Origin of the sequence: Pseudomonas sp. 18175 (genome assembly GCF_050432925.1) — a bacterium.
Taxonomy (GTDB): domain Bacteria; phylum Pseudomonadota; class Gammaproteobacteria; order Pseudomonadales; family Pseudomonadaceae; genus Aquipseudomonas.
Genome location: NZ_JBKFTO010000012.1, coordinates 34832 through 57059, shown reverse-complemented (window position 1 = coordinate 57059; position 22228 = coordinate 34832). Strand labels below are relative to the sequence as shown.

Below are 22228 nucleotides of genomic sequence, written 5' to 3'. Positions count from 1 at the left end.
GCCGCAACGGCGTGGAGATTTGGTTAGACATAATTTCATTTATTCTTATAGGGGAAAGTGGTCACCAGACGGCTGGATCGTCTTATTTTTTGTCGCATGTGTCCAGTGTCCCGTGCTGCCTTCGCGGCATAGGCTCTGTGGGCTCGTCCTTGTCCGACAATCCACGCAGGTGACCCATGATTCCCAGAACCTTGTTCAGCCCTGAGCACGAACTCTTTCGCGAGAGCGTGCGCACCTTTCTCGAAAAAGACGCCGCGCCGTTCCATGGGCAATGGGAGAAACAGGGGTATATCGACCGTAGCCTGTGGAGCAAAGCGGGGGAGGCGGGGATGCTGTGTTCCCACCTGCCGGAGGAATATGGCGGGCTGGGGGCAGACTTTCTCTACAGCGCAGTGGTGATCGAAGAGATCAGCCGGCTGGGCCTCACGGGCATTGGTTTTTCCCTGCATTCGGACATTGTTGCGCCCTACATCCTGCATTACGGCAGCGAGGCGCTGAAGCACAAGTACTTGCCCAAATTGATCTCTGGCGAGATGGTCACGGCCATTGCGATGACCGAGCCGGGCGCCGGTTCCGACCTGCAAGGCGTCAAGACCACTGCCGTGCTGGATGGCGACGAATACGTGATCAACGGCTCCAAGACCTTCATCACCAACGGCTATCTGGCCGAGTTGGTGATCGTTGTCGCCAAGACGGATCCCAAGGCTGGCGCCAAGGGCACCAGCCTGTTTCTGGTGGAAGCCGACACGCCGGGCTTTGCCAAGGGCAAGCGCCTGGAGAAGGTCGGCATGAAGGCCCAGGACACGTCCGAGCTGTTCTTCCAGGACGTACGCGTGCCCAAGGAAAATCTGTTGGGGCAGGCGGGAGCGGGCTTCGCGTATTTGATGCAGGAGCTGCCGCAGGAGCGTTTGACCGTGGCGATCGGTGCCGTGTCATCCGCCGAAGCGGCGCTGGAATGGACCCTGGACTACACCCGCGAGCGCAAGGCGTTCGGCAAGGCCATTGCCGATTTCCAGAACACCCGGTTCAAGCTGGCGGAGATGGCGACCGAGATTCAGATTGGCCGCGTGTTTGTGGATAAGTGCATGGCATTGCATCTGGAAGGCAAGCTGGATGTGCCCACGGCGGCGATGGCCAAGTACTGGGCCACGGACTTGCAATGCAAGGTGCTCGATGAGTGTGTGCAACTGCACGGCGGTTACGGCTTTATGTGGGAATACCCGATTGCGCGGGCGTGGGCGGATGCGCGGGTGCAGCGGATTTATGCGGGGACCAATGAAATCATGAAGGAGATTATTGCGCGGGCGCTTTGAGTATTGCGGTGTGTTTGAGGGCCGCATCGCAGGCAAGCCAGCTCCCACATTTGAATGTGTTCACAATTCCAAATGTGGGAGCTGGCTTGCCTGCGATGGCGGCCTACAGATCAATCAAGGCGCAGGATTCGGATGATCTTTCTGGATCGCCTCAATCCCCTCCAACACCTCTTTCGATAGCTTCAAGTCAGCACTGGCAATGTTGCTATCCAACTGCTCAAGCGAAGTCGCCCCAATGATATTGCTGGTCACAAACGGCTGCTGCGTCACGAACGCCAACGCCATCTGCGCCGGGTCCAGGCCATGTTCGCGCGCCAGGGCCACATAACGGCTGCACGCCGCCTCCGACTGCGGGTTGAAGTACCGGCTGAAGCGGCTGTACTCGGTCAAGCGCGCCTTGGCCGGGCGTGCGCCGTTCTCGTACTTGCCACTGAGCATGCCGAACGCCAGCGGCGAGTAGGCCAGCAGGCCGCATTGTTCGCGAATGGCGACTTCCGCCAGGCCCACCTCAAAACTGCGATTGAGCAGGTTGTAGGGGTTCTGGATCGACACGGCGCGGGTCCAGCCACGGGCTTCGGCCAGGGCCAGGAACTTCATGGTGCCCCATGGCGTTTCGTTGGACAGGCCGATGTGACGGATCTTGCCGGCCTTCACTTGCTCATCCAGCGCTTCGAGGGTTTCTTCCAGCGGGGTGAGGTCGTCTTCGTCCTTGTGCTTGTAGCTCAGTTGGCCGAAGAAGTTGGTGCTGCGCTCCGGCCAGTGCAGTTGGTAGAGGTCGATCCAGTCGGTTTGCAGGCGCTTGAGGCTGGCATCCAGGGCGTCGACGATATGCTTGCGGTTGTGGCGCAGGTGGCCATCGCGGATGTAGTCGATGGTGTTGCCGGGGCCGGCGATCTTGCTGGCCAGCACCCAGTCGGCACGGTCGCCGCGGCTTTTGAAGTAATTACCGATATAACGCTCGGTGGTGGCGTAGGTGTCGGCCTTGGGCGGCACCGGGTACATTTCGGCCGTGTCGAGGAAGTTGATCCCTGCGGCCTTGGCCCGCTCGATCTGTGCGAAGGCCTCTGCCTCGCTGTTCTGCTCGCCCCAGGTCATGGTGCCCAAGGCTATCGCGCTCACGTTCAGATCCGTACGGCCCAGCTGTCGATAATCCATCGGGTACTCCTTCGGGGAAAACAATCATAAAAGCAGGTTGAATTTTTTTTCGCAATCTGCATAATTGCCCACCTCTTTCTGCAGTGGAAGTGATGCGCCGCCTGCCGAAGAATCTTGCCGTTGAACGGACGCGCCGACCCGAGCCCCCGATAGCGTCTGTATCCGGCTGCCTTTGACTTGTCAAAGTACGCACTATTCAGTAAGATCCGCCGTCTAATTTACAGGGCGGCCCCTGAGGCTATTAAAGAATGACAACTTTTACTGCAAAACCGGAAACAGTTCAGCGCGACTGGTTTGTCGTCGACGCCGCTGGTCAGACCCTGGGTCGTCTGGCCACTGAAGTCGCCAGCCGTCTGCGTGGCAAGCACAAGCCTGAGTACACCCCTCACGTTGACACCGGTGACTACATTGTCATCATCAACGCTGAGCAGGTTCGTGTAACCGGCAACAAAGCAAGCGACAAAATGTACTACCGTCACTCCGGTTTCCCAGGCGGTATCAAGTCTTCCAACTTCGAAGGCCTGATTGCCAAGAAGCCTGAAGCCCCGATCGAAATCGCGGTCAAAGGTATGCTGCCTAAGGGCCCACTGGGTCGCGATATGTTTCGCAAGCTGAAAGTCTATGCGGGCGCTGTACACCCTCATGCTGCTCAGCAGCCCCAAGAACTGAAGTTTTAACGGAATAGTTCATTATGTCGGCGACTCAAAATTACGGCACTGGCCGTCGCAAAACCGCAACCGCTCGCGTTTTCCTGCGTCCGGGTACTGGTAACATCTCGATCAACAACCGCTCCCTGGACAACTTCTTCGGCCGCGAAACTGCCCGCATGGTAGTTCGTCAGCCGCTGGAACTGACCGAGACCGTTGAAAAGTTCGACATCTACGTCACCGTTATCGGTGGCGGTGTAAGTGGTCAAGCTGGCGCAATCCGCCACGGTATCACTCGCGCTCTGATGCAGTACGACGAAACCCTGCGTGGCGCTCTGCGCAAAGCTGGCTTCGTTACTCGCGATGCTCGTGAAGTTGAACGTAAGAAAGTCGGTCTGCGTAAAGCGCGTAAGCGTCCGCAGTACTCGAAGCGTTAATTCGCTTTACGTTCCACAAAAACGCCCAGCTCCTCACGGAGTTGGGCGTTTTTTATTGCCTGCAATTTATGCAGAAAAATCTCCGTGACAACTTGCCACATCCGTACAGCCCCTATACTACAAGGTCTGGAACCCCACCTCCGGGTAATTCCCTTGTCAGAGTGTGGGCTTTTCATTACCATTCGGCAAAATTTTTATAAGCAAAGATTCAACACTTAGTAGACGCCTGATTTAACAGGCCAAAAAGCTGATGGGAGAGGACTGAATGAGCAATGACGGCGTGAATGCAGGCCGGCGTCGCTTCTTGGTAGCAGCCACATCCGTGGTGGGTGCTGCAGGAGCGGTGGGGGCTGCGGTCCCGTTCGTGGGGTCATGGTTTCCCAGTGCCAAGGCGAAAGCCGCAGGTGCACCGGTGAAGGTGAATATCAGCAAGATCGAGCCAGGCCAGCAGATGATTGCTGAGTGGCGCGGCCAGCCGGTCTTCATTGTTCGTCGTACCGAGGAGATCCTGGGGAATCTGAAGAAAATCGAGGGTCAGCTGTCTGATCCCGACTCTAAGAATTCCGACCAACCCGCCTACGTCGATAAGGAAGTTCGTTCGATCAAGCCGGAGATTCTGCTGCTGATCGGTATCTGCACCCACCTGGGCTGTTCGCCTACTTTCCGTCCGGAAGTCGCGCCTGCCGACCTTGGCAAAGACTGGGTCGGTGGTTACTTCTGCCCCTGCCACGGTTCGCACTACGACCTGGCCGGCCGCGTCTACAAGTCACAACCCGCGCCTTTGAACCTGCCAGTTCCGCCGCATCAATACGAGACTGACAGTATCGTTATCATTGGTGTCGACCAGGGGGAGAAGGCCTGATGAGCAAGTTCATGGATTGGGTGGATGCGCGTTTTCCCGCCACTAAAATGTGGGAAGACCACCTCAGCAAGTACTACGCGCCCAAAAACTTCAACTTCTTCTACTTCTTCGGCTCCCTGGCGCTGCTGGTGTTGGTCAACCAGATCGTGACCGGTGTCTGGCTGACGATGAGCTACACCCCGTCGGCCGAAGAGGCATTCGCCTCCGTCGAATACATCATGCGTGACGTCGAGTACGGCTCGATCTTGCGCCTGCTGCACTCCACCGGTGCTTCGGCGTTCTTTATCGTCGTGTACATGCACATGTTCCGCGGCCTGCTCTACGGTTCGTACCAGAAACCGCGTGAACTGGTGTGGGTGTTCGGCATGCTGATCTACCTGGCCTTGATGGCCGAAGCCTTCATGGGCTACCTGCTGCCGTGGGGCCAGATGTCGTATTGGGGCGCCCAGGTGATCATCTCGCTGTTTGGCGCCATCCCGGTGATCGGCAACGACCTGACCCAGTGGATCCGTGGTGACTACCTGATCTCTGGCATCACCCTGAACCGCTTCTTTGCCTTGCACGTGGTGGCCTTGCCGATCGTGATCCTGGGTCTGGTGGTATTGCACATCCTGGCGCTGCACGAAGTGGGTTCCAACAACCCCGATGGCGTGGACATCAAGAAGCACAAGGACGAGAACGGCATCCCACTGGATGGCATACCGTTCCACCCGTACTACACCGTGAAAGACATTGTCGGCGTCGTCGTGTTCCTGTTCGTGTTCTGCTCAATCGTGTTCTTTTTCCCGGAGATGGGCGGTTATTTCCTGGAGAAGCCTAACTTCGAGCAAGCCAACGCCTTCAAGACCCCTGAGCACATTGCCCCGGTCTGGTACTTCACGCCGTTCTACGCGATCTTGCGCGCGATCCCCGACAAACTCATGGGCGTGATCGCCATGGGCGCGGCCATCGCGGTGCTGTTCGTGTTGCCTTGGCTCGACCGAAGCCCGGTCAAATCCATGCGCTACAAAGGCTGGCTGAGTAAAATCTGGCTGTGGGTGTTCTGTATCGCCTTCGTGATCCTGGGTGTATTGGGCGTACTCGCGCCGACCCCTGAGCGCACATTGCTGTCGCAGGTCTGCACCTTCCTGTACTTCGCCTACTTCATTCTGATGCCGTTCTACACCCGGCTAGAGAAGACCAAACCGGTTCCGGAAAGGGTGACTGGCTGATGAAAAAATTATTCGTTGCATTGATGCTTGCGGCGCTGCCGCTACTGTCCTTCGCCGCCGAGCACGGTGGCCCGGAGTTGGAAAAAGTTGATATCGACGTTTCCGACAAGGCGGCCATGCAAGACGGTCTGCGCACGTTCACCAACTACTGCATGGGCTGCCACAGCGCCAAGTTCCAGCGTTACGAGCGGGTTGCCGATGACTTGGGCATCCCTCATGAGGTGATGCTCAGCCACTCGGTGTTCACCGGTGCCAAGATTGGCGACCACATGAACATCGGCATGCAGCCTGCCGACGCCAAGGCTTGGTTCGGGGCTGCACCGCCCGACCTGACCCTGGTGGCCCGCGTACGTGGCACTGACTGGCTCTACGGCTACCTCAAGTCGTTCTACGAAGACCCGGCGCGCCCGTACGGCGTGAACAACCGCGTGTTCCCGAACGTCGGCATGCCTAACGTTCTGGTCGGCCTGCAGGGCAAGCAAGTGGTAGGATGCAAGCAGATTCAGGTCGTTGAAGACGGCAAGAAGCAATACGATCCGTTGACCGGCACGCCGTTGACCCATGAAGCGTGCGACCAACTGAAAATCGACACCCCCGGCGCGCTGACTGACGAGCAGTTTGACGAGAAGGTCAAGAATCTCGTGACCTTCCTGGCCTACTCGGCCAACCCGGTCAAATTGCAGCACCAGCGCATCGGTACCTATGTGTTGCTGTACCTGGCTTTCTTCTTCGTATTCGCCTATCTGCTCAAACGCGAATACTGGAAGGATGTGCATTGATCCAACCGTAAGCAATTGCTGTTAATCTTGCGCGCCCAGCGGCATCTCTGAATACGTAGCGACTGGTTGAACCGGACGTTACAGAGATGCTCTCTGGGCGCGCTCGTTTTTGAGCTTTCGATAATTTCAACAAGCGAGGAGGACCGCCATGGGCGTGACCAATCGGTTGGCCTGTTACTCCGACCCCGCCGACCACTATTCCCATCGAGTACGTATCGTGCTCGCAGAGAAGGGTGTCAGCGCCGAGATCATCAGTGTGGAGGCGGGCCGTCAGCCGCCAAAGCTGATCGAAGTGAACCCTTACGGCAGCTTGCCCACCCTGGTCGATCGTGACTTGGCGTTGTGGGAGTCGACCGTGGTGATGGAATACCTGGATGAGCGTTACCCCCATCCGCCTTTGCTGCCGGTGTATCCGGTAGCGCGTGCCAACAGCCGCCTGCTGATCCATCGGATCCAGCGTGACTGGTGCGGGCTGGTGGATGTGATTCTGGATTCGCGTAGCAAAGAAGCTGTTCGCGTACAGGCGCGTAAGGAATTGCGCGAGAGCCTGACCGGCGTTTCGCCGTTGTTCGCCGATAAACCTTTTTTCCTCAGTGAGGAACAAAGCTTGGTGGATTGCTGCCTATTACCGATACTCTGGCGTTTGCCGATTCTTGGTATTGAACTGCCGCGGCCTGCCAAGCCGCTGCTTGATTACATGGAGCGCCAGTTTGCGCGTGAGGCTTTCCAGGCGAGTCTGTCTGGCGTCGAACGCGATATGCGCTAAGGCTTAAGGAGCCGCTGATGAACTCCAGTCGACCCTACCTGGTCCGCGCGCTCTATGAGTGGATTGTGGACAACGATTGCACCCCGCACATGCTGGTCAATTCCGAATTTCCTGCGGTTCAGGTACCGCAGGGTTTTGCCAGTGACGGGCAGATTGTGCTTAACGTATCGCCCAGCGCCGTGCGCCACCTGCACATGGACAACGAAGCGGTCAGCTTCGAAGGGCGTTTTGGCGGTGTGCCCCATACGCTGTTCGTGCCGATTGGCGCCATCCTCGGGATCTACGCCCGGGAGAATGGCCAAGGCATGGTGTTTGATCTGGAGTCGCCTTTCGAGGATGACGAAGCGATCGAAAACGAAGACGGCGATGACTTGCCGCCACCGGATGCCGAGCCACCGCGCCCTAGCGGCCGGCCGAGCCTGAAAGTGGTGAAGTAAGCGGCTATCGCCTTCGGGCCAGCCTGAAAAATGCCTCGGCCTGTGCCGGGGCATTTTTTTGCGCGCAGGATATAGATGAAAGTCGCGCCTGGACGGTGATCGTACAACCGCCATGGGCTATGATGCCTCCTCAAGCTCACCGAGAAAGATGATTCATCATGGAAAACACCAACACCGCCCCTCGTCTCCCCCGCAAGCGCCGCAGCCTTGCCCAGGAATTGGTCACGGTGTTGTCCGAGCAGATCCGCGACGGCGAACTCAAGCGTGGCGACAAATTGCCCACCGAGTCGGCGATCATGGATGCCCATGGCGTCAGCCGCACCGTGGTGCGTGAAGCCATCTCGCGTTTGCAGGCGGCAGGGCAGGTTGAAACCCGCCACGGCATCGGCACCTTTGTGTTGGATACGCCGAGCCCGAGCGGCTTCCGTATCGACCCGGCCACTGTGGTCACGTTGCGTGATGTGCTGGCGATCCTGGAGTTGCGGATCAGCCTGGAAGTCGAGTCCGCCGGCTTGGCTGCACTACGCCGCACCGACGAACAGCTGGCGACCATGCGCGCCGCCCTTGACGCTCTGAATGAAAGCGCGGCACACGCCGGCGATGCGGTGGCGTCCGACTTTGCGTTCCACCTGGAAATTGCCTTGTCCACCGGCAACCGTTACTTCACTGACATCATGACCCACCTGGGCACCAGCATTATCCCGCGTACCCGTTTGAACTCGGCACGCCTGGCCCACGACGATCAGCAGCACTACATGAGCCGCCTGAGCCGTGAGCACGAAGAGATCTACGAGGCAATCGCCCGTAAGGATTCGGACGCGGCACGGGCGGCCATGCGTTTGCACCTGACCAACAGCCGTGAACGGCTGCGCCATGCCCATGAAGAGGCAGAAGCGCAGCGCGGTTGAAGGAAAAGTCCCAGCTTCAAACCCCGTGAAACACGGTCAACCGTAGAATCGGCCTCGCCCAGACTCCTGTAGTGAACGGGCAAGCCCCAATGCCAGTCAGTTAAGGGTTAGAAAGAGTAAAAGCTAACCTGTGGCGAGGGAGCTTGCTCCCGCTGGACTGCGCAGCAGTCCCATCTTTGGGGCCGCTACGCGGCCCAGCGGGAGCAAGCTCCCTCGCCACACTGACGGTGTTTACCCTTAACTGACTGGCATTAGGGCAAGCCCGCTCACTACAGGGTCGTGTTGGCATCAGGGCTTGCCCGTTTCGCCATCCAGAACCGCCGCGCGCAGTCGCTCGCCGTGCGCCATTTCCGCCACCCCTCCCACCCAATTGCACGACATCGACGAATTGCTGTTGACGAAATTATTTATAGTTGTACGATGACGTACGACATCAACAAACCAACAATAATCTTTCGACAGAAAGTCTTCGCCCAGGGTGTTCGAATAATGAATCCACAAGAACTGAAGTCCATCCTCTCCCACGGTCTGCTGTCTTTCCCGGTGACCGATTTCAACGCCCAGGGTGACTTCCACCAGGCGGGTTACATCAAGCGTCTGGAATGGCTGGCCCCGTATGGCGCCACTGCTTTGTTCGCGGCAGGCGGCACCGGTGAGTTTTTCTCCCTCGCCGCCAGCGAATATTCCCAGGTGGTCAAGACCGCCGTTGATACCTGCGCCACCAGCGTGCCGATCCTCGCCGGTGTGGGCGGTTCGACCCGCCAGGCCATCGAGTACGCTCAAGAGGCCGAGCGCCTGGGTGCCAAAGGCCTGCTGCTGCTGCCGCACTACCTCACCGAAGCCAGCCAGGACGGGGTTGCCGCCCACGTTGAAGCGGTGTGCAAATCGGTAAAAATCGGCGTGGTGGTGTACAACCGTAACGTCTGCCGCCTGACCGCGCCGCTGCTGGAACGCCTGGCCGAGCGCTGCCCGAACCTGATCGGCTATAAAGATGGCCTGGGCGATATCGAACTGATGGTCTCGATTCGCCGTCGCCTCGGTGATCGTTTCAGCTATCTCGGCGGCTTGCCGACCGCAGAGGTTTACGCCGCTGCCTACAAGGCTTTGGGCGTGCCGGTGTACTCCTCGGCGGTGTTCAACTTCATCCCGAAAACGGCGATGGATTTCTACCACGCCATCGCCAAGGACGATCACGCCACCGTCGCCAAGATCATCGACGACTTCTTCCTGCCATACCTGGATATCCGCAACCGCAAGGCTGGCTACGCCGTGAGCATCGTCAAGGCAGGCGCAAAAATCGTCGGCCATGACGCAGGCCCGGTGCGCACCCCGCTGACCGACCTGCTGCCGGAAGAATACGAAGCCCTCGCCGCGCTGATCGACAAGCAAGGCGCGCAATAACTTATCTACAAGGCCGCTGAGCAATCAGCGGCCTTTTGCGTCAGGAGAGAATTCGTGTCCCAAGCCCAGCGTTATGAAAACTACATTAATGGCCAATGGGTGGCCGGCGCCGACTATTGCGTCAACCTCAACCCGTCGGAGTTGTCTGATGTCATTGGCGAATACGCCAAGGCGGACGTCGCCCAAGTCAACGCCGCCATCGATGCCGCCCGTGCCGCGTTCCCGGCCTGGTCCACTTCCGGGATCCAGGCGCGTCATGATTCCCTGGATAAAGTCGGCAGCGAAATCCTCGCCCGCCGTGAAGAACTCGGCACCCTGCTGGCCCGTGAAGAGGGCAAGACCCTGCCCGAAGCCATCGGTGAAGTGACCCGCGCCGGTAACATCTTCAAGTTCTTCGCCGGTGAATGCCTGCGTTTGTCCGGCGACTACGTGCCGTCGGTACGCCCGGGCGTCAACGTCGAAGTGACCCGCGAAGCCCTTGGTGTGGTTGGCCTGATCACGCCGTGGAACTTCCCGATCGCCATCCCCGCCTGGAAAGTCGCCCCGGCCCTGGCCTACGGCAACTGCGTGGTGATCAAGCCTGCCGAGTTGGTGCCGGGCTGCGCCTGGGCCTTGGCTGAAATAATCTCCCGCGCCGGTTTCCCGGCCGGTGTGTTCAACCTGGTGATGGGCAGTGGTCGTGTTGTCGGCGACGTGTTGGTCAACAGCCCGAAAGTCGATGGCATCAGCTTCACCGGCTCCGTGGGTGTGGGCCGTCAGATCGCCGTCAGCTGCGTGTCGCGCCAGGCCAAAGTGCAATTGGAAATGGGCGGCAAAAACCCGCAGATCATCCTCGACGATGCTGACCTCAAGCAGGCCGTCGAGTTGTCGGTACAGAGCGCGTTCTACTCCACCGGCCAGCGTTGCACGGCCTCCAGCCGCCTGATCGTTACCGCCGGTATTCACGACCAGTTTGTTGCGGCCATGGCTGAGCGCATGAAGTCGATCAAGGTCGGCCACGCGTTGAAAAGCGGCACCGACATCGGCCCGGTGGTTTCCCAGGCCCAGTTGGACCAGGACTTGAAGTACATCGACATCGGCCAAAGCGAAGGCGCGCGGCTGGTGAGCGGTGGCGGCTTGGTGACCTGCGACACCGAAGGCTACTACCTGGCACCGACGCTGTTTGCCGACAGCGAAGCGGCCATGCGCATCAGCCGCGAAGAGATCTTTGGCCCAGTGGCTAACGTGGTACGCGTGGCGGACTACGAGGCGGCGCTGGCCATGGCCAACGACACCGAGTTTGGTTTGTCGGCAGGCATCGCCACCACCTCGCTTAAGTACGCCAACCACTTCAAGCGCCACTCCCAGGCCGGGATGGTGATGGTCAACTTGCCGACTGCCGGCGTGGACTACCACGTTCCATTCGGTGGCCGTAAAGGCTCATCCTACGGTTCGCGTGAGCAAGGTCGCTATGCGCAAGAGTTCTACACAGTGGTGAAAACCAGCTACATCGGTTCGTAACACGCAACACCCTGTGGGGGCCGGATGCCTGCCGGTCCCCACACTAAAAAACAGAAAACCATTACCCGCAAAAAAAATAATTAGTGGGAGTACTTCTACATGCAAGCGACCAAGCCGACCCACGTCCGCTATTTGATATTGCTCATGCTGTTCCTGGTGACCACCATCAACTACGCCGACCGGGCCACCATCGCCATCGCGGGCTCCAGCCTGCAAAAAGACCTCGGCATCGACGCGGTCACCCTCGGTTATATCTTCTCTGCATTCGGTTGGGCCTACGTGGCCGGGCAAATCCCCGGCGGCTGGCTGCTGGACCGCTTCGGCTCGAAAAAAGTCTATGCCCTGAGCATCTTCACCTGGTCACTGTTCACCGTGCTGCAAGGCTATGTCGGTGAGTTCGGTGTCTCCACCGCTGTGGTTGCGCTGTTTATGCTGCGCTTTATGGTGGGCCTGGCCGAAGCGCCTTCGTTTCCCGGAAACGCCCGTATTGTGGCAGCGTGGTTTCCTACGGCTGAACGCGGCACTGCCTCGGCGATCTTCAACTCGGCGCAGTATTTCGCCACGGTGCTGTTTGCGCCGTTGATGGGCTGGATCGTCTACAGCTTTGGCTGGCAGCACGTGTTTATCGTGATGGGCGTGATCGGCATTATCTTCTCGCTGATCTGGCTGAAAGTTATCCACAGCCCGCGCCAGCACCCGATGATCAACGAAGCCGAGTTCAACCACATCGCCGCCAATGGCGCGATGGTCGATATGGACCAGGACAAGGGCAAGGGTAAGAAAACCGACGGTCCGAAGTGGGATTACATCCGGCAGTTGCTGACCAATCGCATGATGCTCGGCGTGTACCTGGGCCAGTACTGCATCAACGGCATCACCTACTTCTTCCTGACCTGGTTCCCGGTGTACCTGGTGCAGGACCGTGGCATGACCATCCTCAAGGCCGGTTTTATTGCCTCGTTGCCGGCCATCTGCGGCTTTATCGGTGGCGTGCTCGGTGGGGTGATTTCCGATTACCTGCTGCGCAAGGGCCATTCGCTGACCTTTGCACGCAAGGCGCCGATCATTGGTGGCCTGCTGATTTCCAGCAGCATCGTGGCCTGTAACTATGTGGATATCGAATGGATGGTGGTGGGCTTCATGGCCCTGGCCTTCTTCGGTAAAGGCGTTGGCGCACTGGGCTGGGCGGTGGTATCCGACACTTCGCCGAAACAAATCGCCGGCCTCAGTGGCGGCTTGTTCAACACCTTCGGTAACCTGGCGTCGATCACGACGCCAATCGTCATCGGCTACATCATCAGCACCACCGGCTCGTTCAAGTGGGCGTTGGTGTTCGTCGGCGCCAATGCGCTGGTGGCGGTGTTCAGCTACCTGGTCATCGTTGGCCCGATCAAGCGTGTAGTCCTCAAAGAGCCGCCAGCCAAGGGCCCTGAGTTGACCAACCTAACCGAAGCGCATTCCTGAGGGGCGATGTAATGCAGTTGATTGAACATGCCGACTCGCCGCGCTCCATTCGTTTGCACGAGCGCGACAACGTGGTGATCGTGGTCAATGACCAGGGCGTACCGGCCGGGACCGAGTTTCCGGACGGCCTGGTCACCGTGGATTTCATCCCCCAGAGCCACAAGGTGACCCTGGAAGATATCCCCGAGGGCGGTCAGATTATTCGCTACGGCCAGACCATCGGTTACGCCCTGGCGCCGATCCCGCGCGGCAGTTGGGTGCAGGAAGATCAGCTGCGCATGCCCACCGCGCCGCCGCTGGACAGCTTGCCGCTGTCCACCGAGGTGCCTGAAACCCAGGCACCGTTGGAGGGGTTTACGTTTGAGGGTTACCGCAACGCCGACGGCACCGTGGGCACGCGCAATATCCTCGGTATCACCACCACGGTGCAGTGCGTGACGGGGGTGTTGGACCATGCGGTCAAGCGCATCAAGGATGAATTGCTGCCCAAGTACCCCCACGTCGATGACGTGGTGGCGCTGACCCACAGCTATGGCTGCGGCGTAGCCATTACCGCGACGGATGCCTACATCCCGATCCGCACCGTGCGCAACCTGGCGCGCAACCCGAACCTGGGGGGCGAAGCCCTGGTGATCAGCCTGGGCTGCGAGAAATTGCAGGCCGGGCAGGTGATGCACGACAACGACAGCTCCGTCGACCTGAGCGAGCCGTGGTTGTATCGGTTGCAGGATTCCAGCCACGGCTTTACCGAGATGATCGAGCAGATCATGGCGCTGGCCGAAACGCGCCTAAAGAAACTCGACCAGCGTCGCCGTGAAACCGTGCCGGCTGCGGAGTTGATCCTGGGTATGCAGTGCGGCGGCAGCGATGCGTTTTCCGGCATCACCGCCAACCCGGCGCTGGGCTATGCCTCGGACTTACTGCTGCGCGCCGGTGCGACGGTGATGTTTTCCGAAGTGACCGAAGTGCGCGATGCCATCTACCTGCTGACGTCCCGCGCCGAAAGCGAGGCCGTTGCCCAGGAACTGGTGCGGGAAATGGACTGGTACGACCGTTACCTGGCCAAGGGCGAGGCGGACCGTAGCGCCAACACCACGCCGGGCAATAAGAAGGGCGGTTTGTCGAATATTGTCGAGAAGTCCTTGGGCTCCATCGTCAAGTCCGGCAGCAGCGCGATCAATGGCGTGCTCGGGCCTGGCGAACGCTTCAAGGGCAAGGGTTTGATCTTTTGCGCCACGCCAGCCAGTGACTTTGTGTGCGGCACCTTGCAACTGGCGGCCGGGATGAACCTGCATGTGTTCACCACCGGGCGGGGCACGCCTTACGGGCTGGCGATGGCGCCGGTGGTTAAGGTGTCGACGCGTACGGAGTTGGCGCAGCGTTGGCCGGACCTGATCGATATCGACGCGGGGCGCATCGCTACCGGGCGTGCGAGCATCGAGGAATTGGGGTGGGAGTTGTTCCACTTCTACTTGGATGTGGCCAGTGGCAAGAAGCAGACGTGGGCGGAGCGGCATAAGCTGCATAACGACATTACGTTGTTCAACCCGGCGCCCATTACCTGAGACCGCGTCGCCTGCCTTTGTAGTGAGCGGGCTTGCCCCGCGCTGGGTGGCGAAGCCGCCCCAAATCCAGTCACCTCGGTTTTACTGAAACACCGCGGCGTTCTAGTTTGGGGCGGCTTCGCCACCCAGCGCGGGGCAAGCCCGCTCACCACAGGATCAAGGCCAGACGCCAGAGGGCTGCATGGCTTATCATTAGCCCCCTAACGACGCTCACCAAGGTTCTCCCCGGCATGCTGGCTATCTTCCTCACCACCCTCACCATCACCGCGCCGGTGTTTGCCATGCTGTTTTTGGGTGTGCTGCTCAAACGCATCAACTGGATCAACGACAACTTTATCCACACCGCTTCCTCGCTGGTGTTCAACGTCACCATGCCGGCGCTGTTGTTCCTGGGCATCCTGCATGCCGACCTGCACTCGGCCCTCAAGCCGAAGTTGCTGATCTATTTCGCCGTCGCCACGTTGTTGAGCTTTGCCTTGGCCTGGGGTTGGGCGATTTTCCGTTGCAAGCGTGAAGACCGGGGCATCTACACCCAGGGCGCATTTCGCGGCAATAACGGGGTGATCGGCCTGGCGCTGGCCGCCAGTATGTACGGCGACTACGGCATCTCCCTCGGTGCGGTCCTCGCGGCGCTGGTGATCCTGTTCTACAACACCCTGTCGACCATTGTGCTGGCGGTGTACAGCCCGGTGATCAAGTCCGACCCGTGGAGCATCTGCAAAAGTGTGGTGGCCAACCCGTTGATCATCAGCGTGATCGTCGCCACGCCGTTTGCGGTGTTCCAGATTGGCTTGCCCGGTTGGCTGGAATCTTCTGGCCGCTACCTGGCGGACATGACCTTGCCCCTAGCACTGATCTGCATCGGTGGCACCTTGTCACTGGCGGCGCTGCGCAAAAGCGGGAGCATGGCCCTGAGTGCGAGCCTGGTGAAGATGATCGGGTTGCCGCTGGTGGCCACGCTAGGCGCCTGGCTGCTGGGGTTTCGCGGGCCGGAATTGGGGATTCTGTTCCTGTACTTCGGTGCGCCAACGGCGGCGGCCAGTTTTGTGATGGCCAGGGCGGCCGAGGGCAATCATGAGTTGGCGGCGGCGATTATTGTGATCACCACGTTGATGGCGGCGGTGACCACCAATATTGGGATTTTTGTGTTGCAGGCGGGGGGGTGGATCTGAATTTTCAGGTGTTTGTTAGGGCCATTCGCGAGCAAGCCCGCTCCCACAGTTTGATTTGTGAATACCTTCAAATGTGGGAGCGGGCTTGCTCGCGAAGGCTATCTAACAGTCACTGCTGATCAGCCTGATACACCTCAATCACTTCCTGCGCCGCCCGAAACGCATCAATCGCCGCCGGCACACCCGCATACACCGCGCAATGCAGCAACGCCTCACGAATCTCTTCCACCGTGCAGCCATTGTTCAGCGCGCCGCGCACGTGGCCCTTGAGTTCCTGTGGGCACTTGAGGGCGGTGAGGGCGGCCAGGGTGATCAGGCTGCGGGTCTTGAGCGGCAAGCCTTCGCGGTTCCACACGCTGCCCCAGGCATGTTCGTTGACGAAATCCTGCAGGGGTTGGGTGAACTCAGTGGCATTGCCCAAGGCACGGTCGACGAAGACATCCCCCATCACTTGGCGACGCATTTCAACCCCGGGCTTTTTCTGATCGGTCATTGCGATTCCCTCTTATGTTGGCGGCGCCAGGCTCGCAGCGTGCTGAACAGCAGGACAGCCACCAGCACTGGCAGGACGTAATACAGCATCAGGTGTTCAAGCTGGGTGGCCAGGGGCATGCCGGTGGTGAAGGCCATCACGTGCAGCCCATAGGCCAGGTAAAGCCCCAGCAGCACCAGACCTTCGGCGCGGGTCACGCGGTAGCCGGTGTAGAACACCGGCAGGCACAGCACCACGGCGGCGAGCATCACCGGCAGGTCAAAGTCCAGGGCATTGGGCGACACCGACAGCGGCGACGGCGCCACCAAAGCGGTAAAGCCCAGCACCCCCAGCAGGTTGAACAGGTTGCTGCCGATCACGTTGCCCACGGCGATTTCCCGCTCACCGCGCAGGGCCGCAATCAGCGAAGTGGCCAGGCACGGCAGCGAGGTGCCGACGCCGATCAGGGTCAGGCCGATGACCCGTTCCGACAGGCCCAGGTCGCTGGCCACATCCACCGCTGCGCCCAGCAGCAAGTGCCCGGCCAGTACCAGTATCAACAATCCGCCCAACATCAGCAGCACACTGCTCAGCCATGGCGCCCTGGTCACGGTGTCCAGCGTGCGCGGACGGCGGGAATGGCGCGTCTGGTAATGCAGCACGCCAAGGTAGGCGAGCAGGGCGACCAGCAATAGCAGGCCGTCAGTGGGGGTGAGTTCTTCATTGGCGGCGAGGGTAAACACCAGCAGTCCGGCCAGGATCATCACTGGAATGTCCAGGCGCACCAGCTGGCGCGAGACCCGCAGGGGAATGATCAGCGCCGACAGGCCCAGGGTCACCAGAATGTTGAAGATGCTGCTGCCGATCACGCTGCCCACGGCGATATCGGTATTGCCGGCGAGGGTGGCCTGCAGGCTGACGGTCATCTGCGGCGCACTGCTGCCGAAGGCGACGATGCTCAGGCCGATGATCAACGGCCGCACCTTGAGGCTGGCGGCCAGACGCACGGCGGCGCGCACCAGGATTTCGGCGCCGACGATCAGCAGCATCAGGCCGCTGACCAGTTCCAGCAGGCTCCAGGGCGAGAGGGCGGTTAATCCGAAAATGGCCGGGGCTCCCTGGTCAGTTGCTCAAGGCTTGCACGCGTACCCGCGCGGTGCCGCTGCTGATCATGCCCAACTGCTCGGCGGCCTTGCGTGAAAGATCAATCAGGCGCCCACGGGTATGCGGGCCGCGATCATTGATGCGCACCACCACGGATTTGTCGTTGTCGAGATTGGTCACCTTGACCTGGGTGCCGAACGGCAATTGCCGGTGGGCGGCGGTCAGGGCGTTCTGGTTGAAGGGTTCACCGCTGGCAGTTTTTTTGCCGTGGTGTTTGGCGCCGTAATAGGAGGCGGTGCCGGTTTCGTCGTAGCCGTTGGGGTTGACGAGGCCGCTGGCGCAGCCGGCTAGTAGGGAGAACAGGGCCAGGAGGCCTAATAGACGCTTCATTTCCAGGTTATCCCCCTTTCAAATGTGGGAGCGGGCTTGCTCGCGAATGCGGTGTGTCAGCTCAGCATTGATTTACTGATCCACCGCATTCGCGAGCAAGCCCGCTCCCACAAGGGGTCCGGGTTGGATGTGAAAATCCACCCGGACCATTCATCACTATCAGCCTTCGAGCTTGCTTTTAAGTAATTCGTTCACCTGTTGCGGGTTGGCCTTGCCTTTGGAGGCTTTCATCGCCTGGCCCACAAAGAAGCCGAACATCTTGCCGCGCTTGGCTTCGTCTGCCGCACGGTATTGCTCGACCTGTTCGGCGTTGGCCGCGAGCATTTCATCGAGAACGGCCGAGATGGCGCCGCTGTCGGTAACTTGCTTGAGGCCGCGCTTCTCGATGATTTCATCGGCACTGCCTTCACCGCTGGCCATGGCTTCGAACACGGTCTTGGCGATTTTGCCGGAGATGGTGTTGTCCTTGATGCGCAGCAGCATGCCGCCCAACTGCTCGGCAGTCACCGGCGCTTCGTCGATTTCCAGGCCCTGCTTGTTCAACAGGCTGCCCAGCTCAACCATCACCCAGTTGGCCGCCAGCTTAGCGTCACCGGCGATGCTCACGACCTGTTCGAAGTAGTTGGCTTGCTCACGGCTGGAGGCCAGCACGCTGGCATCGTAGACCGACAGGCCGAACTGCTCCTGGAAGCGCTCGCGTTTTTGCTGCGGCAGCTCCGGCAGGGTGGCGCGCACGTCATTGAGGAACGAGTCCTCGATCACCACCGGCAGCAGGTCCGGGTCGGGGAAGTAACGGTAGTCGTTGGCTTCCTCTTTGCTGCGCATGGCGCGGGTTTCGTCTTTGTTCGGGTCGTACAGGCGGGTTTGCTGGATGACCTTGCCGCCGTCTTCGATCAGCTCGATCTGGCGACGTACTTCGCTGTTGATCGCCTTCTCGATGAAGCGGAACGAGTTGACGTTCTTGATCTCGCAGCGGGTGCCGTACTCGGCCTGGCCCTTGGGACGGATCGACACGTTGCAGTCGCAACGCAGCGAGCCTTCGGCCATGTTGCCGTCGCAGATGCCCAGGTAACGCACCAGCGCGTGGATGGTCTTGACGTAGGCCACGGCTTCCTTGGCGCTGCGCATGTCCGGCTCGGAAACGATCTCCAGCAGCGGCGTGCCGGCACGGTTCAGGTCGATACCGGTGGCGCCGGGGAATTCTTCGTGCAGGCTCTTGCCGGCGTCTTCTTCCAGGTGCGCGCGGGTGACGCCGACACGCTTGATGGTGCCGTCTTCCAGGGGGATGTCCAGGTGGCCCTTGCCGACGATTGGCAGTTCCATCTGGCTGATCTGGTAGCCCTTGGGCAGGTCCGGGTAGAAGTAGTTCTTGCGCGCAAACACGTTGTGCTGGCCGATCTCGGCGTCAATCGCCAGGCCGAACATCACCGCCATGCGCACCGCTTCCTGGTTCAGCACCGGCAGCACGCCGGGCATGCCCAGGTCTACCAGGCTGGCCTGGGTGTTGGGCTCGGAGCCGAACGTGGTGGCGCTACCGGAGAAAATCTTCGATTGGGTGGCGAGCTGGGTATGAATCTCCAGCCCGATCACAACTTCCCATTGCATAGTGTTCTCCTCAGAAGCCGGTAGGGGTGCGGGTGTGCCAGTCGGTGTGCAACTGGTACTGGTGCGCCACATTGAGCAGGCGGCCTTCCTGGAAATACGGGGCGAGCAATTGCACGCCGACCGGCAGGCCATCGACGAAACCGGCAGGCATGGACAAGCCCGGCAGGCCCGCGAGGTTGGCGGTGATGGTGTACAGGTCTTCGAGGTATGCAGCCACTGGGTCGCCGTTCTTGGCGCCGAGCTTCCAGGCCGGGTTTGGTGTGGTTGGGCCGAGGATCACGTCGACTTCTTCAAAGGCAGCCATGAAGTCGTTCTTCACCAAGCGACGGATTTTTTGTGCCTTGAGGTAGTACGCGTCGTAGTAGCCGGCCGACAGGGCGTAGGCGCCGACCATGATGCGGCGCTGTACTTCCACGCCGAAGCCTTCGCCACGGGAGCGTTTGTACAGGTCGGTGAGGTCTTTGGGGTTTTCGCAGCGGTAGCCGAAACGCACACCGTCGAAACGCGACAGGTTGGAGGAGGCCTCTGCCGGCGCGATCACGTAGTACGCAGGAATCGCGTGCTGGTTGTTCGGCAGGCTGATTTCCTTGATCACGGCGCCGAGCTTTTCCAGCTCCTTGACGCTGTTGTGCACCAGCTCCGCGATGCGTGGGTCGAGACCGGCGCTGAAGTATTCCTTCGGCACGCCAATGCGCAGGCCCTTGATCGAGGTGTTCAGGCTGGCGCTGTAGTCCGGCACCGGCTCGTCGATGCTGGTGGAGTCCTGTTGATCGAACCCTGCCATACCTTGTAACAAGATCGCGCAGTCCTCGGCGGTGCGGGCCAATGGGCCGCCCTGATCGAGACTGGACGCGTAGGCGATCATGCCCCAACGGGAAACGCGACCGTAGGTCGGCTTCAAACCGGTGAGGTTGGTGAACGCCGCTGGCTGGCGGATCGAACCGCCGGTGTCGGTAGCGGTGGCCGCGGGCAGGAAGCGTGCGGCAACGGCGGCTGCCGAACCGCCGGACGAACCGCCCGGTACGTGCTCCAGGTTCCACGGGTTTTTCACCGCGCCGTAGTAGCTCGACTCGTTGGCCGAACCCATGGCGAATTCGTCCATGTTGGTCTTGCCCAGGGTCACGGCCCCGGCGGCAGCCAGCTTGGACACCACGGTGGCGTCGTAGGGCGCCTTGAAGTTGTCGAGCATCTTCGAGCCGCAACTGGTGCGAATGCCCTGGGTGCAGAACAGGTCTTTGTGGGCGATAGGCGCACCCAACAGCGCGCCATTTTCACCGTTGGCGCGACGTACGTCGGCGGCCTTGGCCTGGCTAAGGGCCAGTTCTTCGGTGAGGCTGATGAAGCTGTTGACCTTAGGATCGTGCTCGGCGATGCGCGCAAGCAGGGTCTTGGTCAGCTCTTCTGAAGAAAACTTTTTGTCGGCGAGACCGCGGGCGATCTCGGCCAGAGTCATGTGATGCATGAAAGGCTCTTTCCCTTTAGTCGATGACTTTCGGAACCAGGTACAGGCCGTTTTCGACCGCTGGCGCGATGGACTGGTAGGCCTCGCGGTTATTGCGCTCGGTCACGACGTCGGCACGCAGGCGCTGACTGGCTTCCAGCGGGTGAGCCAGGGGCTCGATGCCGTCGGTGTTCACGGCCTGCATTTGGTCAACCAGCCCGAGAATGCTGTTCAGGGCTGCGGTAATCGGTGGAAGATCGGCTTCAGCCAGGCCCAGGTGGGCCAGGTGAGCGATTTTTTCCACGTCGGAGCGTTCAAGCGCCATGGGATTCTCCAGTGGAAAACAGAACGGAGGGCGTCCGTGTGTTAGATTGTCGGAACACTACCGCATTTCTACGGTCATATGGCCGCGATTGTGGGGGTTGGTGCACAGAAAGTCGGCCAATTTAGCACATTGGCGCCTTGCCCAAAATCCCTGTCGTTGTTAGAGTTTGCCGCACTTTTTTACCCACGCGTTGCCTAGGGTCCTTTCCCCATGTTCAAGAAACTGCGTGGCATGTTTTCCAGCGATCTCTCCATTGACCTGGGCACTGCCAACACCCTTATTTACGTGCGCGAGCGCGGTATCGTCCTGAATGAGCCATCGGTTGTGGCCATTCGGACCCACGGTAATCAGAAAAGTGTCGTTGCCGTTGGCACCGAGGCCAAGCGCATGCTCGGCCGTACACCAGGCAATATTGCTGCCATTCGTCCGATGAAAGACGGCGTGATCGCCGACTTCAGTGTCTGCGAGAAGATGCTGCAGTACTTCATCAACAAGGTTCACGAAAACAGTTTCCTGCAGCCCAGCCCTCGTGTGCTGATCTGCGTTCCGTGCAAGTCCACCCAGGTTGAGCGTCGTGCCATCCGTGAATCGGCCCTTGGCGCCGGTGCCCGTGAAGTGTTCCTGATCGAAGAGCCAATGGCTGCTGCGATCGGTGCCGGCCTGCCGGTTGAAGAAGCCCGCGGTTCGATGGTGGTAGATATCGGTGGTGGTACCACTGAAATCGCCCTGATCTCCCTGAACGGTGTGGTGTATGCCGAATCCGTACGTGTAGGCGGCGACCGTTTCGATGAAGCGATCATCACTTATGTGCGCCGTAACTACGGCAGCCTGATTGGTGAGTCCACCGCAGAGCGCATCAAGCAGGAAATCGGTACTGCCTACCCTGGCGGCGAAGTGCGCGAAGTTGATGTGCGCGGTCGCAACCTGGCCGAAGGCGTTCCACGTGCCTTTACCCTGAACTCCAATGAAGTGCTGGAGGCTCTGCAAGAGTCCCTGGCCACTATCGTTCAGGCTGTGAAGAGTGCCTTGGAGCAATCGCCGCCGGAATTGGCTTCCGACATCGCCGAGCGTGGCCTGGTGCTGACCGGTGGTGGCGCCTTGCTGCGCGACCTCGACAAGCTGCTGGCCCAGGAAACCGGCCTGCCGGTGATCGTCGCCGAAGACCCGCTGACCTGCGTTGCCCGTGGCGGTGGTCGTGCACTGGAAATGATGGATAAACACACCATGGACCTGCTCTCCAGCGAATAAGCCTGGTTGAACGGTTCATGCTTGGC

22 protein-coding genes are annotated in these 22228 nt (G+C 60.0%); 15 read left to right on the top strand and 7 right to left on the bottom strand.

What is annotated here, in order from left to right:
- The first annotated feature begins 176 nt into the window (after window positions 1-176).
- On the top strand, window positions 177-1313 hold the full coding sequence (locus ACLD1Y_RS17560) for an acyl-CoA dehydrogenase family protein (RefSeq protein WP_429479134.1): 1137 nt from the start codon (window positions 177-179) through the stop codon (window positions 1311-1313).
- A 114-nt stretch (window positions 1314-1427) separates the two neighbouring features.
- On the opposite strand, the gene ACLD1Y_RS17555 is transcribed toward ACLD1Y_RS17560, so the two are convergent.
- On the bottom strand, window positions 1428-2468 hold the full coding sequence (locus tag ACLD1Y_RS17555) for an NADP(H)-dependent aldo-keto reductase (RefSeq protein ID WP_106805156.1): 1041 nt from the start codon (window positions 2466-2468) through the stop codon (window positions 1428-1430).
- A gap of 248 nt (window positions 2469-2716) precedes the next feature.
- Between ACLD1Y_RS17555 and rplM the strand changes: the two genes are divergently transcribed.
- The 13 genes from rplM to ACLD1Y_RS17490 all read left to right on the top strand — a co-directional run bounded on the left by rplM (window position 2717) and on the right by ACLD1Y_RS17490 (window position 15617).
- Window positions 2717-3145 (top strand): 50S ribosomal protein L13, encoded by a 429-nt coding sequence (rplM, locus tag ACLD1Y_RS17550; RefSeq protein WP_003188508.1) that lies wholly within the window; start codon window positions 2717-2719, stop codon window positions 3143-3145.
- Window positions 3146-3159: 14 nt separating this feature from the next.
- Window positions 3160-3552, top strand: coding sequence for a 30S ribosomal protein S9 (gene rpsI, locus ACLD1Y_RS17545; RefSeq protein ID WP_002555064.1), 393 nt, complete (start codon window positions 3160-3162; stop codon window positions 3550-3552).
- A 265-nt stretch (window positions 3553-3817) separates the two neighbouring features.
- On the top strand, window positions 3818-4414 hold the full coding sequence (gene petA, locus ACLD1Y_RS17540) for a ubiquinol-cytochrome c reductase iron-sulfur subunit (RefSeq protein ID WP_101266502.1): 597 nt from the start codon (window positions 3818-3820) through the stop codon (window positions 4412-4414).
- On the top strand, window positions 4414-5625 hold the full coding sequence (locus tag ACLD1Y_RS17535; RefSeq protein WP_017734511.1) for a cytochrome b: 1212 nt from the start codon (window positions 4414-4416) through the stop codon (window positions 5623-5625). Before petA ends, ACLD1Y_RS17535 begins: the two co-directional genes overlap by 1 nt.
- Entirely contained in the window at window positions 5625-6404 is a 780-nt protein-coding gene (locus ACLD1Y_RS17530; RefSeq protein ID WP_429479133.1) for a cytochrome c1, read from the top strand. Before ACLD1Y_RS17535 ends, ACLD1Y_RS17530 begins: the two co-directional genes overlap by 1 nt.
- A gap of 148 nt (window positions 6405-6552) precedes the next feature.
- The gene (locus ACLD1Y_RS17525) at window positions 6553-7170 is read left to right on the top strand and encodes a glutathione S-transferase N-terminal domain-containing protein (protein ID WP_057701613.1); all 618 of its coding nucleotides are present in this window, start codon (window positions 6553-6555) and stop codon (window positions 7168-7170) included.
- Window positions 7171-7187: 17 nt separating this feature from the next.
- Window positions 7188-7607: a ClpXP protease specificity-enhancing factor gene (locus tag ACLD1Y_RS17520; RefSeq protein WP_122487516.1), complete on the top strand. Its 420-nt coding sequence runs from the start codon at window positions 7188-7190 to the stop codon at window positions 7605-7607.
- A 158-nt stretch (window positions 7608-7765) separates the two neighbouring features.
- Complete coding sequence (locus tag ACLD1Y_RS17515) at window positions 7766-8515, top strand: FadR/GntR family transcriptional regulator (protein ID WP_429479132.1); 750 nt, start codon at window positions 7766-7768, stop codon at window positions 8513-8515.
- Window positions 8516-9004: 489 nt separating this feature from the next.
- Window positions 9005-9916, top strand: coding sequence for a 5-dehydro-4-deoxyglucarate dehydratase (gene kdgD / locus ACLD1Y_RS17510; RefSeq protein WP_135287404.1), 912 nt, complete (start codon window positions 9005-9007; stop codon window positions 9914-9916).
- 54 nt (window positions 9917-9970) lie between these two features.
- The gene (locus ACLD1Y_RS17505) at window positions 9971-11416 is read left to right on the top strand and encodes an aldehyde dehydrogenase family protein (protein ID WP_429479131.1); all 1446 of its coding nucleotides are present in this window, start codon (window positions 9971-9973) and stop codon (window positions 11414-11416) included.
- 99 nt (window positions 11417-11515) lie between these two features.
- Window positions 11516-12880 (top strand): MFS transporter, encoded by a 1365-nt coding sequence (locus ACLD1Y_RS17500; protein ID WP_028618838.1) that lies wholly within the window; start codon window positions 11516-11518, stop codon window positions 12878-12880.
- Between the two features lie 11 nt (window positions 12881-12891).
- Entirely contained in the window at window positions 12892-14445 is a 1554-nt protein-coding gene (gene garD / locus ACLD1Y_RS17495; RefSeq protein WP_429479130.1) for a galactarate dehydratase, read from the top strand.
- A 230-nt stretch (window positions 14446-14675) separates the two neighbouring features.
- Window positions 14676-15617, top strand: coding sequence for an AEC family transporter (locus ACLD1Y_RS17490; protein WP_429479129.1), 942 nt, complete (start codon window positions 14676-14678; stop codon window positions 15615-15617).
- Between the two features lie 109 nt (window positions 15618-15726).
- Here the strand turns inward: ACLD1Y_RS17490 and ACLD1Y_RS17485 are convergent, their stop codons facing one another.
- The 6 genes from ACLD1Y_RS17485 to gatC all read right to left on the bottom strand — a co-directional run bounded on the left by ACLD1Y_RS17485 (window position 15727) and on the right by gatC (window position 20954).
- On the bottom strand, window positions 15727-16110 hold the full coding sequence (locus tag ACLD1Y_RS17485) for a carboxymuconolactone decarboxylase family protein (protein WP_429479128.1): 384 nt from the start codon (window positions 16108-16110) through the stop codon (window positions 15727-15729).
- Window positions 16107-17153 carry a calcium/sodium antiporter gene (locus ACLD1Y_RS17480; RefSeq protein ID WP_429479271.1) on the bottom strand — a complete coding sequence of 349 codons (1047 nt, stop codon included), beginning with the start codon at window positions 17151-17153 and terminating at the stop codon, window positions 16107-16109. Before ACLD1Y_RS17480 ends, ACLD1Y_RS17485 begins: the two co-directional genes overlap by 4 nt.
- A gap of 58 nt (window positions 17154-17211) precedes the next feature.
- On the bottom strand, window positions 17212-17583 hold the full coding sequence (locus tag ACLD1Y_RS17475) for a septal ring lytic transglycosylase RlpA family protein (protein WP_429479127.1): 372 nt from the start codon (window positions 17581-17583) through the stop codon (window positions 17212-17214).
- A 159-nt stretch (window positions 17584-17742) separates the two neighbouring features.
- Complete coding sequence (gene gatB, locus ACLD1Y_RS17470) at window positions 17743-19188, bottom strand: Asp-tRNA(Asn)/Glu-tRNA(Gln) amidotransferase subunit GatB (RefSeq protein ID WP_429479126.1); 1446 nt, start codon at window positions 19186-19188, stop codon at window positions 17743-17745.
- A 10-nt stretch (window positions 19189-19198) separates the two neighbouring features.
- Complete coding sequence (gatA, locus tag ACLD1Y_RS17465; RefSeq protein ID WP_429479125.1) at window positions 19199-20650, bottom strand: Asp-tRNA(Asn)/Glu-tRNA(Gln) amidotransferase subunit GatA; 1452 nt, start codon at window positions 20648-20650, stop codon at window positions 19199-19201.
- Window positions 20651-20666: 16 nt separating this feature from the next.
- Complete coding sequence (gene gatC, locus ACLD1Y_RS17460) at window positions 20667-20954, bottom strand: Asp-tRNA(Asn)/Glu-tRNA(Gln) amidotransferase subunit GatC (protein ID WP_429479124.1); 288 nt, start codon at window positions 20952-20954, stop codon at window positions 20667-20669.
- A 210-nt stretch (window positions 20955-21164) separates the two neighbouring features.
- Between gatC and mreB the strand changes: the two genes are divergently transcribed.
- A complete protein-coding gene (gene mreB, locus ACLD1Y_RS17455; protein WP_002555108.1) occupies window positions 21165-22202 on the top strand; it encodes a rod shape-determining protein MreB in 1038 nt (345 codons plus the stop codon).
- Window positions 22203-22228 lie beyond the last annotated feature (26 nt).